This window comes from Streptomyces sp. NPDC005017, assembly GCF_042873115.1.
Taxonomy (GTDB): Bacteria; Actinomycetota; Actinomycetes; order Streptomycetales; family Streptomycetaceae; genus Streptomyces.
The window spans coordinates 63,207-77,337 of the sequence record NZ_JBIALD010000019.1; the positions used below are offsets into that span (position 1 = coordinate 63,207).

General features: G+C 67.0%; 18 protein-coding genes. 13 read left to right on the forward strand and 5 right to left on the reverse strand.

The annotated features are described in order from the left end of the window. Positions 1-4 precede the first annotated feature (4 nt). The 13 genes from ACFYR0_RS26180 (at position 5) to ACFYR0_RS26240 (ending at position 9,360) form a co-directional block, all read left to right on the forward strand. Positions 5-289: a hypothetical protein gene (locus tag ACFYR0_RS26180; RefSeq protein WP_389332783.1), complete on the forward strand. Its 285-nt coding sequence runs from the start codon at positions 5-7 to the stop codon at positions 287-289. A gap of 42 nt (positions 290-331) precedes the next feature. Next, positions 332-1,672, forward strand: coding sequence for a hypothetical protein (locus ACFYR0_RS26185; protein ID WP_389332786.1), 1,341 nt, complete (start codon positions 332-334; stop codon positions 1,670-1,672). Positions 1,673-1,686: 14 nt separating this feature from the next. Continuing rightward, entirely contained in the window at positions 1,687-2,106 is a 420-nt protein-coding gene (locus ACFYR0_RS26190; protein ID WP_389332789.1) for a hypothetical protein, read from the forward strand. Further along, a complete protein-coding gene (locus ACFYR0_RS26195; RefSeq protein WP_389332792.1) occupies positions 2,096-2,749 on the forward strand; it encodes a hypothetical protein in 654 nt (217 codons plus the stop codon). The genes ACFYR0_RS26190 and ACFYR0_RS26195 overlap by 11 nt, the downstream gene beginning before the upstream one ends. After that, a complete protein-coding gene (locus ACFYR0_RS26200; RefSeq protein WP_389332795.1) occupies positions 2,746-3,363 on the forward strand; it encodes a hypothetical protein in 618 nt (205 codons plus the stop codon). Before ACFYR0_RS26195 ends, ACFYR0_RS26200 begins: the two co-directional genes overlap by 4 nt. A 259-nt stretch (positions 3,364-3,622) precedes the next feature. Next, positions 3,623-4,258, forward strand: a complete 636-nt coding sequence (locus ACFYR0_RS26205) for a hypothetical protein (RefSeq protein ID WP_389332797.1) — start codon at positions 3,623-3,625, stop codon at positions 4,256-4,258. Beyond that, on the forward strand, positions 4,246-5,277 hold the full coding sequence (locus tag ACFYR0_RS26210; protein WP_389332800.1) for a hypothetical protein: 1,032 nt from the start codon (positions 4,246-4,248) through the stop codon (positions 5,275-5,277). Before ACFYR0_RS26205 ends, ACFYR0_RS26210 begins: the two co-directional genes overlap by 13 nt. A 67-nt stretch (positions 5,278-5,344) precedes the next feature. Next, positions 5,345-5,635 (forward strand): hypothetical protein, encoded by a 291-nt coding sequence (locus ACFYR0_RS26215; RefSeq protein WP_389332803.1) that lies wholly within the window; start codon positions 5,345-5,347, stop codon positions 5,633-5,635. 12 nt (positions 5,636-5,647) lie between these two features. Further along, complete coding sequence (locus ACFYR0_RS26220; protein WP_389332806.1) at positions 5,648-6,916, forward strand: putative T7SS-secreted protein; 1,269 nt, start codon at positions 5,648-5,650, stop codon at positions 6,914-6,916. A 110-nt stretch (positions 6,917-7,026) separates the two neighbouring features. Next, entirely contained in the window at positions 7,027-7,398 is a 372-nt protein-coding gene (locus tag ACFYR0_RS26225; protein WP_389332809.1) for a hypothetical protein, read from the forward strand. Beyond that, positions 7,385-8,014 carry a hypothetical protein gene (locus tag ACFYR0_RS26230; protein ID WP_389332812.1) on the forward strand — a complete coding sequence of 210 codons (630 nt, stop codon included), beginning with the start codon at positions 7,385-7,387 and terminating at the stop codon, positions 8,012-8,014. Before ACFYR0_RS26225 ends, ACFYR0_RS26230 begins: the two co-directional genes overlap by 14 nt. Further along, on the forward strand, positions 8,011-8,613 hold the full coding sequence (locus tag ACFYR0_RS26235) for a hypothetical protein (RefSeq protein ID WP_389332815.1): 603 nt from the start codon (positions 8,011-8,013) through the stop codon (positions 8,611-8,613). The genes ACFYR0_RS26230 and ACFYR0_RS26235 overlap by 4 nt, the downstream gene beginning before the upstream one ends. Before the next feature lie 150 nt (positions 8,614-8,763). After that, entirely contained in the window at positions 8,764-9,360 is a 597-nt protein-coding gene (locus tag ACFYR0_RS26240) for a hypothetical protein (protein WP_389332818.1), read from the forward strand. Between the two features lie 97 nt (positions 9,361-9,457). On the opposite strand, the gene ACFYR0_RS26245 is transcribed toward ACFYR0_RS26240, so the two are convergent. From ACFYR0_RS26245 to ACFYR0_RS26265, 5 genes are read right to left on the reverse strand one after another with little or no spacing between them, the layout of a single operon-like run. Further along, positions 9,458-10,096 (reverse strand): hypothetical protein, encoded by a 639-nt coding sequence (locus ACFYR0_RS26245; protein ID WP_389332821.1) that lies wholly within the window; start codon positions 10,094-10,096, stop codon positions 9,458-9,460. 11 nt (positions 10,097-10,107) lie between these two features. Then, complete coding sequence (locus tag ACFYR0_RS26250; RefSeq protein ID WP_389332824.1) at positions 10,108-10,713, reverse strand: hypothetical protein; 606 nt, start codon at positions 10,711-10,713, stop codon at positions 10,108-10,110. Between the two features lie 4 nt (positions 10,714-10,717). Further along, complete coding sequence (locus tag ACFYR0_RS26255) at positions 10,718-11,314, reverse strand: hypothetical protein (protein WP_389332827.1); 597 nt, start codon at positions 11,312-11,314, stop codon at positions 10,718-10,720. Continuing rightward, the gene (locus ACFYR0_RS26260) at positions 11,311-12,645 is read right to left on the reverse strand and encodes a hypothetical protein (RefSeq protein ID WP_389332829.1); all 1,335 of its coding nucleotides are present in this window, start codon (positions 12,643-12,645) and stop codon (positions 11,311-11,313) included. Before ACFYR0_RS26260 ends, ACFYR0_RS26255 begins: the two co-directional genes overlap by 4 nt. Next, on the reverse strand, positions 12,638-14,128 hold the full coding sequence (locus tag ACFYR0_RS26265) for a putative T7SS-secreted protein (protein ID WP_389332832.1): 1,491 nt from the start codon (positions 14,126-14,128) through the stop codon (positions 12,638-12,640). Before ACFYR0_RS26265 ends, ACFYR0_RS26260 begins: the two co-directional genes overlap by 8 nt. Positions 14,129-14,131 lie beyond the last annotated feature (3 nt).

Here is a 14,131-nt window from a genome sequence, read left to right on the forward strand (position 1 = left end):
CACCATGTCGGATTTGACTGTCGATTTTGACCTGCTGAAGGAGTCAGCGCGACAGCTCGGTGAAATCCAAAAAGAGTTCAAGGATCTGGAGGATTGGAGGGACGACATCACATCCGTGGTGGGCGCACCCCAGATCAAGGACGCCATGAAGGATTTCACCGACAACTGGGACAAAAACCGCAAGCGCCTGCTCGAGTCGCTCGAAACCGTCGGAAAGATGGTGGAGGGAACCCGAGAAGCCTTCAAAGGCCTGGACGACGACCTTGCGCAGGCCAACAAGAAGAAGTAGCCACACCGAGAATGGCTCGTTCGCCGAGCCACGGGGGATCCCATGGCACGACCCAAGGACTGGCAGCCGCTATGTGAGAGCGACCCTGTACCGGGCGATCCCGAGGGGATTCGCGATCAGGTCGATCACATGAAGCTGATCGCCCACTACCTGCGTACACAGGCGGCAGCGCTCAACGCCATGGCCGATGCCGACAATCTCAAGGGCAAGTACGCCGAGAAGCTCGGCGAGGATGCCCGCGGCCTGGGCCGCAAGCTCGACGAGGCCGAGGACCGGTACCGCGAGGTCAAGGGCCACTTGTCCAGTTGGGCCGGCGAACTCGAGGAATTCCAGAGGAAGGCGGACAAGGCTCTTCAGGACGCCAAAGAGGCTCAGCGAACCATCGACAGCCACGAGGGCAAGCCGGAAGAGAAGTCGAGCGACGGCAAGAAGAAGGACGGGGACGACAGCACGTCCCCCGAAGAGGACCCCGCCCTCAAACAGGCCAAGGAGGATCTGGAGGACGCTCGCAGGCGCCTCGGCACCACAACCGGTGACTATCAGGAACGCGCTGACCACTTCGCGGGCAAGATTCGGGCGTCCATCGACGACGATATGAAGGACAGCTTCTGGAACGACATCAAAGCCTGGGTCGCTGACGCGGACTGGCTCGGCGATCTGGCTGAAGCCCTCAGCTGGGCTGCGACCATCGTGGGGATTGCGGCAATGTTCTTCCCCTTCCTCGGTTTTCTCGCGCTCGCCCTGACCGTTGCGGTGGCGGTGATCCACCTCGCCCAGGCACTCACCGGCAACGGATCCTGGTTCGATGTGATCATGGACATCGGCGCCTTGAAGATGGCGCGCAACGGAATCCGGGCAGCTAAGGCCGTCAAGGCCCTCCAACAGAGTTCCCGTAAGACCGCGGCCGGGCTGGCGAAGGACAAGGCCGCATCGCGAGCCGCCCAGGGAAATGCAAGTGCCCGCAAAACGGCAGCCCGGTCCGAAAGACAGCGGGGCGGCACGTCCAGCAAGAACCGGCAGAAGGCCCGTGGGCGTCGGCTGCGAATGGAGGCCGAGAACCGTGCGATGGGCAAGCAGGCGTCCAACGAGGTCCGCGATTCCGCACTGCCTCAGATCACGGCGCGGGACACGAGGGATGCGCTGGGCGATAAGGCGCTCGCCCGGCAGATGAAGGACATCAAGAAGTGGCGAGACGAGTACCCTGACAACCCCACACTCGCCAGCAATGCCGCTCAGGCGGAGCACCACAAGGGTGTCGTCCGGGGGTCCTGGACTGTCGCTACCGGGCTGGATACGGCCGACAAGGGCGGGGACGCCCTCAGCGGCGGCGAGTACAGCCGGATGAAGGACCGTATGACGGCACCCGTAGGATCACAATGGTGAAGGATCGCTCACTCATGCCCTCTGCCGACGAGTCCGGGGAAGCCGCCCGGACCGCTGTTCGAGAACACCGGCTGCTATACGGAGTGGCAGCCATCAAGGTGATCTTCGTGCTGGCCTTGCTTCGCATGCTGGCAGGTCCGTTCACCAAGGACTTCTTCGACGAAGAACTGCTTCCCATGCCGACCTGGGAATGGTCGTTGGCTTCCCTCACCCCTCTTGCTCTGATCTACGCGGCGCGGCGCCCACGGGACTGGGCGTTCCTGGCACCTGAGCGTGCGTACTTCAAAACTTTCCTTGTCTTCTACTTTCTTTGGGCCCTCGCCTTCGCCGTCGTACAGGGCGAATGGGTTCTTTGGATCGCCGTAGCCGCAGGGCTGACTGGATTCGCCGGCATGCATCGACTGAATAGCAGGGAGTCGGCCGATGCCCACTGAGCAGACCGACCGGACTCGGGCGACCGGCTACCGCATGCTTCTCCCCGAAGAATGGGCACAGGTTCCCCTGCGACAGGGCACTGAGGCGGCGGTCTCGGCCATCCTGGACGATGCCTACAGTCGGATTCCCAAGGACGCCCCGGCGGACAAGATCGGTCCCTACAAACGCGAACTCGCCCGCCGTTTCCACGGGGCTGTGGCGGCAGCCCAGGAAACCCAGGCTCTGGACATGTACCTGCCGGTCAAGCCTATGGGGGACGGCAACTTCAACCTGGGTGCGTCCATCATGGTGACGGAAACGCTCCTGCCCGGTCACGGACGAGGGGCAGCGGCAGAGCCGGCCGAGGTCGCCGTGCGGCTTCTGGCCAAGGACGGCGTCGAGGGAGCCGACCTCAGTTCCGGTGAGATCGACGGTGCGCTGGCCGTACGTCGAGAGCATGTGGCCGGCGCCGATCAGAGCCGTGGAGTCGAACTCGGCTCCCGACGTGTCGAGTACGTCATGTCTGTACCCGGCGACCCCGACCGCTGGTTCGTGGCCGCCTTCTCCACGATCGGTGCCGGTGGCCCTCGGGACGATCTGGCCGAGGCCCTGGTCGAATGGTTCGACGCGGTGATGGCGAACTTCCGTTGGAGGTACGAGTGACCGAAGAGTTCTGGCCCATCATCGACATCGAGTACGTCGATGCCTACCCATGGGTCATCATCCCGCCGCAGTCAGGCCCCTCCGCCCCCTTCGAGGCGTGGGATGACATCCGCACCTGGTGTCGCGAGTGCGCCGAGGACATGTGGGCCGACCGTGAGCTCGACCCAGGCCCGAACGGAGTGGACTTCGTCGGCGAAACGCTGGCTCGTTGCGCTGAGGCATTCAGCCCTCCGGGCTCGGACCATTGGCTCTTCCTGCATCTCGATCACCCCACCGACCTCCCGCTGCCGGTCTGTGCGGCGATCGGCCCGGCGAACGGGCCTCGCGAAGAGACACTTCGCGCGCTCACCATGGCGGAGGACTCGGACGCCGTGGAACCTCCGGTCGTCAAGGCTTTCCACTCCAAGTGGCTCGGCGAAGGCATGACGACGTTCCGCTACGTCACGCAGGAGACATCCCCGCACGTGCTCGCATGTGTCCGCTACGCATGGCGGGTCGAGGAACACGGGGCGGACGTAGTGATCTGGACCGCCACCGAGGACATCGCCCGAATCATGGCCGCTGCCGACGATCTGGAAGGGCTCGCGAAGTCGTTGGCCGTCTTCGTGCCGTGATAGCTCCCGCGAACAGCAGCCCCACAGGCCGTCGGGCAGTGACCGATCGGGGCCGAGTCGGACGTCCGAGTGACTGGCCCGGCCAGCCTCGGCCCAACCTCGCCCAGCGGACGCATTGTTACCGATTTTCGGCAATACATTCACAATTACGGTCGCCCTGCGGCCAGTTCAATCTGGCCAAGCCACCGACCCCACCGATACCGTCGGTCCCCTGACTGAACTGATGTCTCACGGGGAGTCCATTGTGAAGCGCCGCACTTTGCCCGTTGCTGTCGCGTTCGCGGTGTCGGCTGCGCTGCTGCTGACCGCGTGCGGTGAGGGCGACGAGGCCAAGGGGAACGAGGAGATCGCGGGGGCGGGGAAGGGCGCCGGGGCGTCGGCGTCGCCCAGTGCGAGTGCCTCCGGGCCGGCCGATCGGCCGAAGATCACCTTTCCCGATGGCGTGGAGAACCGATTCGAGGGCTGGAAGACCGGCGACCCCGCCCAGGACGCCGTGCTGTCCGACGTGACCCAGACGGTGAACGCCGTCGACGACGCGATCCTCCGCGGCGACGCGGACTCCGCGGCCGTGGCGTACTACCGACAGGGCAACGCCCTTGTCAGCGCCCAGAAGTGGATCCAGGCCTGGCTCGACGAGGACCTCACCTTCACCGGCGTCACGCGCTACTTCAAGCCGAACGTGAAGGTGGCCGACGAGGACACCGCGGCCGTCGTCTACTGCGCGGACGAGAGCAAGGCGTACAACAAGGACCGCAAGACCGGAGTGGTGGACAAGGCGCCCTCCGACGAGAGCCCCTATGTCACCTACAGCACGCAGCTGAAGAGGAACGACAAGGGGGTCTGGCAGACCACTGAGGTCGTGTCGAAGCGGGGGGACAAGACATGCGCGGCCTGAACCACGGAGTCTCCCTCGCGGGTGCGCTCGTCCTGGCACTCGGCGCGCTGGCGGGTACCGCCGAGGCCAAGGGCCCGGGCAAGTCCGAGTCCGAGATAGAGACCAGTGGCAACAGGTCGGGAACCACTCTGGTCTCCAAGATCTCGTACTCGGGCTCTGCCCGAAGCACCGGCGGAGGCACGAACCGGGTCACCCCCGTCGGCGACTGGACCCCGCCCGCGTGCTGGTACGAGCCGCGCTCGGCGGCGGAGTTCTCGAAGTACGTCGAGGACATGTACACGGAGACGATCAGCGTTCCCGGCCAGCACAGTTACGCGAAGGCCGCCGTCGGCATGTTCCGCGACACGTACAAGAACGGCGAGTACAAGAACTACAACCTCGACATGAAGGACGAGGGCAACTGGTGGGTCGCCGTCCGTGACGAGGACCGGTGGGCCGAGCCCGAGGCCCAGCTCTGCGACGAGCTGCCTTTCTGGGTGGAGAACGGCGACGCGCCTCCGGTGCAGAACTCCGTGACTCCCGAGGTCCTCGCAGAGCTCGCCTACAACCGCGTCCAACTGCCCGCCGCAGAAGTCACCCTCGCCCCCACCCAATCCACCAAGGTCAACCTCCCCACCTGGGCCTGGCTCGACAAGGCGCGGTTCAGGGACGTCTCCGTCACGGCCTCGCTGGACGTCGGCGGGCTGAACATCCAGGCGACCACGACCGCGAGGCCCGTCGCGTTGCGGCTGGAGCCGGGGACGGCGGACGCGGAGACGTATCCGGGGTCCGGGGAGTGCGCGATCGCCGAGGACGGGTCGATCGGGGAGCCGTACGCGAAGGGGAAGGCGGAACGGACACCGCCCTGTGGCATCAAGTACCTGCGCTCCTCGGGCGGCGGCGGCTTCCGGATGCGGGCCACCGTGACGTGGGAGATCACGTGGACGGGGACGGGCGGGGCCGGTGGGGGGCTGCCCGACGGAACCTTCGGGAACGACCAGGTCGTCGTCGTACAGGAGATCCAGTCGGTCAACCGATGACCGCCGCCCGCCCGAGAGTCCCTCGGGATCCGCGAGACCCACGAGACCCACGAGAAGGAGCGCCGGCATGACAGATCTCGGGGTGGACTACGACTACCTCTACACGATCAAGAGGGATCTGAAGACCGTACGGAACGAGTTCAAGGGGTGCTCGGCCCATCAGGAAGGGATGAAGGACGAGTACGGCTCGTTCCTGGTGGGCGGTGCGATGGAGGCGTTCACCGACAACTGGGACGACCATCGCAAGGAACTCCTGGAGAACATCGAGAAGGTGGGAAGTCTGGTGGAGCAGTCCATTCAGGCCTTCGAGACGCTCGACAAGGAACTCGCCGAGTCCACCAAGAAAAAGAAGAAGTAGAGGAATCCGGCTGTGGCTGTGCGCCCTACCGACTGGTCTCCGATAGCCGAGACCGACCCCGTACCCGGCGACCCGGAGGCCGTCCGCGACGAGGCCACCAGGCTCAAGACGATCGCCGAGACCCTGGAGCGGCAGGTCGAGAAGCTGCGCCGACTCGGCAAGGACGACAACATCAAGGGCAAGTACGCCGAGACCCTGCGCGAGGAGGCCGACAAACTGGCCGGGCGCTTCGAGAAGACGAAGGGGCGCTACAAGAAGGTCTCGGGCCATCTGAGCACGTGGGCCGACGAGTTGGAGTACGCGCAGGACGAGTCGAAGCGGGCGCTCGACAAGGCGAAGGCCGACGAGAAGAACGAGGACGTCGTCGACGACGCCAAGAAGCAGCTCATCAAGGCGATCAACCACCGCAACACTCATGGTCAGTTGGCCAACCGGCGTATTCGTGACGCCATCGACGACGACGTCGAGGACAGCCTGTGGGACGACACGATCGGCTGGGTGAAGGACCACGCGGAGGGCTTCAAACTCTTCCTGGACGTGCTGAGCTGGATCGGCACGATCGCCGCGATCGTGGCCATCTTCATACCGGGCCTGAACTTGCTTGTCCTGGGCCTCGGTCTGGCCGTCGTGCTGGGCCGGTTCCTGCTCGTGAAGGCCGGTAAATCCACCTGGATGGATCTCGCGTTCGACGCCTTCGGCCTGCTCACGATGGGCGCGGGCGGGCTCGCCCTCAAGGGCCTGCGGGGCGCCGCCACCGCCACCCGGACGGCCTCGACGGTGAACCGTACGGCGAAGCTCAAGAACGCCCTCGCGGCGACCAAGTCGATGCGCAACCAGCTCGCCAACCGGCTGGCGAGTGCGACGGACGACGCCGCGGCCGCGGCCGTCCGGGCGGAGATGACGGCCCTGCGCAAGGGCATCGCCGGCCGCGTGGGCAAGGTCTCCCAGGAGCTCACGCCGCCCAGCAAACTGTCCAAGGCCCTGCACCTCGGCGACGACGAACTCGCCGCGCTCGGGCAGAACATCCGCTCCAACGTCAGCCGGTTCGGCGACGGCGTGCCCGCCGCCACGAAGATCGGCGGCGGGGCCGCGTACGGTACGGCACTCGCCGCGACGTACGCCGGTGCCGCCGTGGACTGGGGCGACAAAATGCTCGGCGACAATGACACGTTGAATGCCGTCAGTGACGGCCTGGGTATTCCGCAGAAGCCAAGTGCCGATTGGTACAATGATTTCAAAAGCAGTCATGGAGTGACCCAGGCTTCATCCGCCTGGGATTGAGCGGGGATTCATCACCCGGCACGGGGAGAAATGACGGGGAATTTCGGAAGGATCGGACTGTGACGGCACAAACGGATATCGGCGCGGATGTCGCCCCGGGGTCAGGGAACTTGATCAGAGTCCTGCGGGCGGTCATCATCACCCCGCTCGTCGTCCTGGCCGTCGTCATCGTCGGCGCGGTCCTGATCTCCTCCGGCGCTCTGCCCGAAAGCCTCCGGCCGTTCCTGCGCGTGCCCGGCCAAGTCCTTCCGCTGCTGGCCGTACTGGCCCTCTCGGCCGGTGTCGTCATCGTCCGTCGGCGCGGTGCCTGGGGTCCCGGGATGACGTTCCACTTCGTCGTGGGCGGACTCGTCCAGCTGGCCCCGCTGCTGCTTCTGCTGCACTACCGCCCGGCGGTCCTGGCCGTACCGCTGCTGCCCGGTCTGATCGTCCTCGCCTACGCGGCCGCCGAACGGAGAGACCGAGCAGATGCCGCCGAATGAGACGGTCAGAACGACCGGTTACACGCTCATCCTGCCTCCCGGCTGGGCGAAGATCCCTCTTCGGGACGGAACGGCCCAAGCGGTCAAGGAGATCGTCGACGAAGCCGCCCGGCGGCTCTCGGCGGACGTACCGAAGGACAGGCTCGTCGAGGCCCGCATGGAGCTGCACCGGCAGCTGGGCGGCGTGGTCAAGGACGCCCAGAAGCGCGACGGTCTCGACCTCTACCTTCCGGTGGAGCCCCTGCACGGCCACATCACCTCGGCCTCGTTCGTCGTCGCCAAGCTGAACACGCCCCTGAGGGACGGTGTGACCAGCCAGGACGTCATGACGCGCCTGGTGGCCGACTTCGACTTCACCGAGCCGGTCGAGGTGCACGACACCGCGGGCGTACGCGGTGAGCGGGTGCTGCCCGCGAACCCGGACAAGGGCGTCGAGGTCGGGTCCCGGCACGTCGACTACGTCCTGCCCGTGCCGTCGGGCGACGCCCCCACGTCCTCCTGGATCGTCGTCGGCTTCAGCACGATCGGCGACGGGGAGCCCGCGGGGGATTTCGCCGACATCCTCGTCGAGCTGTTCGACGCCCTCATGACGACCTTCCGCTGGAGGACCGAGTGAACATCCAGTTCGCCCTCGACACGGACAGCGACCCCACCGTCTGGCTGGGCCTGCCGCTCCTGGACGGCCGCGGTGCCGGGCGGGAACGCCGTAAGTGGGCGCGGCGGGCGGCCGAGGTGGTGTGGGGCCTGGCGGAGGAGGGCCCGGCGGGCAAGGACGAGGTGAAGGTCCTCGCCCGTCAGCTGGAGGCCACGGCCGAACTGCTGCCGCAGACCCTGCCCGTGCACCAGGCCTTCGTCTATCTCCCCGACCCTCGGCGCGACTTCCTCACCTTCGTCGTCCACATCGACGTCAGCGAGGGCGAGACCGAGTCCACCCTCGCCCAGCTCGTCCAGAAGGACACCCCGGGCGCTCTCCAGGATCCGGAAGTCGTCGACTTCGACACGGAGTTGGGGCGCGGCATGCGTTCCGTGCGCTACTTCGTCTCCGCCAAGGCCGGCGAGATCTGCTGCTCGGTGAACTACGCCTGGCGCGTGGAGCCCCTGGGCATCGACGTCGTCCTGCGTTCCATCAGCGACAACGTCGGCTGGATCACCGCGAACGTCGAGGAGTTCGACGCCTTCGCGCACAGCCTGAGCGTGCTGGCGCCGGAGGCCTGACGCCGCCCTGGCGACAGTCCTCTCCAAGACGGACCATCCCCGCGAACCGGCAAGGAGTTTCGTGACGTGCCCCATCGAGACGGGCAGCGAGTGAAGCCGGACAGCCTCGGTGTACGCCCCGAAGCGGAGGCATGGTGCACGATCGGCACAGTGCCCCGGCCCCCTGAGGACGTGCTCCAGGCCGCCGGCAACCCCCGGCTCCGCCCGGCCCGCCCCCGCCTCCTGGAAATCCTGGGCATGGTGCTCGCCGCGCCCTTCCTGGCCGTCCTGTTCCTGCTGAAGCCTCTGCACGAAGCGGAGGAGGCGCTCAAGCGATTCCTCGACACCAAGGAGGAGAAGGAACGGCGGCGAGCCAGGCGGGACGAGGAATCACGCCGGGACGCCCTCCTCACCCGACGAGGTCTCGACCAGGTCTTCGACGGGAACTGGCAGGGCAACGCCGGGCGGTTGCTGCTGCTTTGGTTCGAGCAGTCCACGCACCCCGAACGGCTCGTCCTCGCGACACAGGACGGAATCGTCCTGGCGGCTCCACCGCGACGTGTCGCCGTCGGGCGGAGAAGGCGCATGCAGATCGTCTGCCGGATTCCCGCCGACATAGCCGCCCTGACCGACCCCCTGTCGGGCGAGTTCGCGACGACGTGCCTGCTCATCAGCTTCCGCGACGGATCATGGCTTCGTCTCGACACGGCGGAGCCACGCAGCGAGCTCCACATGCACCTGCTCCGTCAGCCACGGCTCGAGAGCTGACCGCCCCGCGCGAAGCAACCGCCGTGGCCCGCCGCGCCCAGGCGGGTACGGCCGGACTCGCTTGCCCATCAAGTCCAGTGAAGCGTGCCGGCCACCATCATGCAGCTCCACCCGGACTGAGTGGGACAACGCGAAAGGTCTGCGACGCCTCGTCGGCCAATGCTGTGATGCGCTCGCTCAGAGCCACCCTCTCCCAGGTCACCGTGACGACGATGAGGCTCTGCATGTCAGGCGGAAAGAAGACGTACCTGATGAACTCGGTCAGCTTCCGGCCGAAGCCGAACATGCGCTTGACCTCGAGCATCGCCTGCACCCGAACGGCCGGACCGGCGTCCAGTTCGAGGTGGGTGATCTCGGGATCGACGGTGACTTTGGCATTGGCCCATTCCAGGAGCAACGGGGTGACCTCCTCCCGGCCGGGACGGACTACGCCCTCGTCCCCGTACGAGTCGACCACGAGGTTGGCCAGTGCCTCGCCTGCCTCGGAGTAGTACGCCGCCGCCAGGGTGGGTACGTCCTCGTTGAGGTCGACCGCCCGCTCGGCCATGTCGTCGAGAACCGCACTCTTCTCGATCTCCAGAGCAAGCGGGTTGAGCCCGTTCACCACCTCCGTGGCCATTGCCCTGGCCTCGGCCTTCGTCCCTTCTCTCAGCGTCAGGTCGATCCAGCCGGGTTGGAAGTCGAAGGCGCATTCGAAGGTCTCGACCAAGGGGGCGGGGTCGTCAGGTGAAGGCATGCGCATTCCTTTCACGCGAGCGTGGTTGCCTCCACGCTCAGCGTCTCCGCGAGCGCCTGGGACTCTTCCTCCATGAGCGCCGAGATGCCGGGAGCGGTCCAGGAGACGAGCATCATGAGCGCGCTGCGGGTACCAGGCGGCAGGACGCCGTAGGTGAGCGTCTCCACGAGAATTCCGGGACTGCCGGGCGGTGGATGACCGGCGGCGAAGTTCTGGCGGACACGGACGGCCTCGCCGGCCGGAAGCTCGGTGTGGGTGATCTGTGGTGGGCCGAAGTCGTCGGCGCTGAAGGTCTTGGCCAGCCACTCGAGCGTGATGACGGGGGCCGCGTCATCAGGGTGGATCAAGTCCAGCTCCATGGTCGCCAGGGCGGTGTCGAAGCCGTCCGGGTAGAGCAGAAAGGCCTGGAGCGGATCACGCTGGCGACTGTCGTCCAGCCGGGCCCGCAAGTCCTTGCGAACTGATCGTTGGTCGACCTCGAATCCCACTGCCCTGCTGCCCTCGGCCAGCCGGGAGGCCGTGGCCTTGGCCCAGGACCGGTCGTCCTCCGGCACCCCGATCGGCAGGCGCACCCAGTGCGGTGAAGTGGCGACTCCGTAGGTCAGACCGGATGTCATGCGGTCACCGCCTCCACACCAGTGAACCGGCGACGGCGTCGAAGAGCCCGACCATGGCATCGGCGATATGCACCAGGGGCGTGGAGAAGGACAGCAGCAGATGTGCCTCGCGGCCCGGCACAGAGACCTGGTAGCTCAAGGTGACCGAGGGCAGGACACCCTCGTCGGTCTCCGGTTGCGAAACGGGATCGACTCCGTCGGGGTCGACCCGGACCCTCACTGCCGTGCCGGCCGCCAGGTCCACGACCGATGCGGTACGTCCGAGTTCGTCGGCGAGGGTCTCCGGGGAGGGAAGCGGCACCGGCACCAGGGTGATCAGCAGGGAGGCCGGAATCGTCAGGGCCCCGGCCTGCTGAAGGCTGATGTATAGCTCAATTCCTCCTTCGTCATAGGCCTTGGCCGCCTGGCGCCGGAGGCTCTCCTGGAGCCGGCGCCTCAGGTTCGGTGCGTCGTCCACCCCGGCGAACCGCCTGTTCACCAAGGCCTTCATGGACCGCTCACGGTTCTCGGGCTCAAGGCGGATCCGGAACCAGCCGTCGGGCAGGAGTAATTGATAGTCGTACGGGGGGATGTTCACGGTCGGGGCGTGTTCCGCGCTCATCGGAGCTCCTGCCCGGCAGGACGATCAAGTGTGAAGCGGCTGGCCAGTTGGTGGCCCAGCACGGGCGCCAGCTCGGCCACGATTGTCAGTGCCGCGAGAACCCCGGCCCACCGCGCCGGACTCTGATCCGAGCCAAGTCCCAGGAGCGGCATCAGTGCGAGGACGGGTACGACGATCGCCTCCCCGCCGCCGACGACACGGACCGACCAGTTGGTCCGCCGACGTGCCTCCTTGCCGGTCAGCGGGGCCATCAGCCGGGCGTCGGTCGACATCGTGTGAGTGTCGCGCCACTGGTCCGCCGACAAGCCGCGGAGCGACTCCTCCACGACCGGCACACCCAGAGCCGTGACAAGCCGGGACCAGTTCTCCGCGCCCTCGGGCCCGGCGAACCACCAGTGCCACGGAAGGTGAGCGCGTGCGGCGTCGGTGTCGTCCCGGAACTCCACGCCCAGGGTGGCGCCGGTGGAAGGGTCCACGATCCGCGTCAGACGGGTCGCCCCGTGTGCCTGGGAGCGCGGCAGTCGGCGCTCTTCCCCGGCCGTGCTCGTCAGTGAGACGTCCGAGGGCAGGACCCGCACAGCCGCCGTTCCGAGGAACCGGCGCGTTGCCCCGGCCCCTGGCTGGGGCGAGGGCCGGATGACCGTCTCGACATCACGCGGTGCGCTCCGGCGACGTCGCTTCCAGAGACCGAACCGGGCGGCGAGATCGCCTCCCGGCACGAGAAGCAGGGCGGCGGCGGACGCCAGGACGGTCCACCGGTTGCCGTGTCCGGTCATCGGGACGACGAGGAACAGCAGAAACCAGCCGAGCATTCCGACGCCCCGCACCCAGGCGTGCCACGCGGGCAACTCACGGAGCGCGACACGGTCGTATCGCCCGGAGTCCGCCGCCTGCGACGACACCGGGCCTTCGGCGAGCGGAATGCGCAGGTCGGCCAGGAGGGCGGGCAGACCCGTCCTCGTAAGGCACTGTCGCGGGCTGAGATCGGCCAGCCCGACCAGACCGGCTTCCGGGAGCCAGTCGGCAGGCGCGACCTGAAGAATCACTCGCCCCGAGGCGTCCTCCAGGTTGACGACACCCCAGCGTGCCGCGGACGCCTTCGGCCCGGATTCGGGTCCCGGAACGTACACGGCCCGGTGAATACCGCCCTGGCCCACCCGGTACCGCTTCTCCCGCAGCGCCCTGTCCCGGACAACGAGTTCCCGGTCTTCCGACACGGTACGGCCGTAGACGCGGGCGTGCCGGACGACGTCCACGGCGGCGGCGTGAGCGCCCCGCGGACGCAGGGCGGGTTCCGGCGCGATGGTGCCGACCGGGGCTTCGCTAGCCATTGCTCGTTGTCCAGGCATCCTTGATTCCCGTCGCTCCCCAGAGGCCGCCGTCCAGTGCGTCTGTGTCGAGCATGTCCCCTATGGGTGCGGTGATCTGCTGCTTGTCAGCGGCGTCGATGAAGGTGGCAGCGGCGGTAGTGCCCTGCCAGATCTGCGTCTGGGTCCTGAAAGTGTCCAGCGCCGACTTCACCTCGTCGACATTACGCACCGCGGGCGCGATGTCGTCGATCTTCTGCGCCAGATCACCCAGGCCGCTGTCACCGACCTTGAAGCTCGCACCCTGCCAGGTGTTGTTCCGGAAGAGATCCCGCACATTGCTGTAGTTGATCTCCTTGGCGCCTCTGAGGCCGTCGATGCCTTCTCTGAAGACGGCCTTGGGGTTGAATGCCTCGCCCAGTCGGGATGCTCCTGGGAACCATCCCTTGGGGGCGCTGGCCATCGCGTGTGCGCCGGCCTTGCCGCGCAGGGCTCCTGTGCTCAGCCGGTTGGCGACCTTCCATGCCTCGGCTTGGGCACGCTTGTAGGCCGCGCTGCCCGCCCTGGCCGTGACACTCCGCATGAACTGCCGGTACGCCGCCGAACGGGCGAGGGACCCGGCAGCCTCCATCGCACCCCTGGCACCGGCCAGCGCGCCACGGCCGATGCCCAGAGTCGCGAACCCGACGACGTCGAGTGCCACGTCGAACCAGCTTCCCTCCCCTGCGAGCGCGAGCAGGACATGGCCGACCAGCGACACCAGCGTGGCCAGCAGGGCGATGGAACCGAGGAGCCCGGCCAGGGCCTGCCCGATGACGGGGATCCAGCCCACCATCAGGGACAGGGTGCCGCAGATGGTGGCCACCCATCCTGCCGCGTCGACAATCCCCTGAATCCACCCGGAGTTGTCGTGCACCCAGTCCTTGAACCGGTCCCAGGTGCCGTCCTTCAGGCCGTCATGGTCGATGGCGTACCGGATCGCCTCACGCGCGCTGCGGGCGGCGGCATCCCGTACTTCCTTCGCCGCCTCGAGATCTCTCTTCGCCTGCTCCAGCGCCGACGTCGCGGCTTCCTGGCGGCTCTCCAGCTTCTTGCGGTCCGGATCGTCGTCCGGTGTGTTACTCGGGAGTCCGTCGATCGCTCCGCTGCTCGACCTGTGCTCGTCGTGCGCGTCCTGAGCCGCACGCAGGGCCTTGGCTGCCATGGTCTGCGCGCGATGCAGCTCTGACGCGTATTCCTTGGAGTGACCTGCGTCGACAACCTTTTCGCCGAGGGCGTCGGCAGCGGCGTCGTACCGCTTGAAGGCCTTGCGGAGCTTTCCCTCCGCTTTCTCGGCTTGCTCCCTGAACTCCTCGGCCGTCTTGCTCTTCCACTGATCGACCGAGGAGAGTGCCCTGATCTCGTCGGCCTGCTTCTGGATGGCGTCGGCGGTCTTCCGTAACTCGCGACCGAGTCGGGCGACTTCTTCCGGGTCTCCGGGGACGGGATCGGACCCTTCACCGATCACCGC

What these genes read in the sequence shown, in the direction of transcription:
- ACFYR0_RS26180 (WP_389332783.1), top strand. Translation starts at nt 5, where the DNA reads ATGTCGGATTTGACTGTCGATTTTGACCTGCTGAAGGAGTCAGCGCGA.
- ACFYR0_RS26185 (WP_389332786.1), top strand. Translation starts at nt 332, where the DNA reads ATGGCACGACCCAAGGACTGGCAGCCGCTATGTGAGAGCGACCCTGTA.
- ACFYR0_RS26190 (WP_389332789.1), top strand. Translation starts at nt 1,687, where the DNA reads ATGCCCTCTGCCGACGAGTCCGGGGAAGCCGCCCGGACCGCTGTTCGA.
- ACFYR0_RS26195 (WP_389332792.1), top strand. Translation starts at nt 2,096, where the DNA reads ATGCCCACTGAGCAGACCGACCGGACTCGGGCGACCGGCTACCGCATG.
- ACFYR0_RS26210 (WP_389332800.1), top strand. Translation starts at nt 4,246, where the DNA reads ATGCGCGGCCTGAACCACGGAGTCTCCCTCGCGGGTGCGCTCGTCCTG.
- ACFYR0_RS26215 (WP_389332803.1), top strand. Translation starts at nt 5,345, where the DNA reads ATGACAGATCTCGGGGTGGACTACGACTACCTCTACACGATCAAGAGG.
- ACFYR0_RS26230 (WP_389332812.1), top strand. Translation starts at nt 7,385, where the DNA reads ATGCCGCCGAATGAGACGGTCAGAACGACCGGTTACACGCTCATCCTG.
- ACFYR0_RS26245 (WP_389332821.1), bottom strand. Translation starts at nt 10,096, where the DNA reads ATGCCTTCACCTGACGACCCCGCCCCCTTGGTCGAGACCTTCGAATGC.
- ACFYR0_RS26250 (WP_389332824.1), bottom strand. Translation starts at nt 10,713, where the DNA reads ATGACATCCGGTCTGACCTACGGAGTCGCCACTTCACCGCACTGGGTG.
- ACFYR0_RS26255 (WP_389332827.1), bottom strand. Translation starts at nt 11,314, where the DNA reads ATGAGCGCGGAACACGCCCCGACCGTGAACATCCCCCCGTACGACTAT.
- ACFYR0_RS26260 (WP_389332829.1), bottom strand. Translation starts at nt 12,645, where the DNA reads ATGGCTAGCGAAGCCCCGGTCGGCACCATCGCGCCGGAACCCGCCCTG.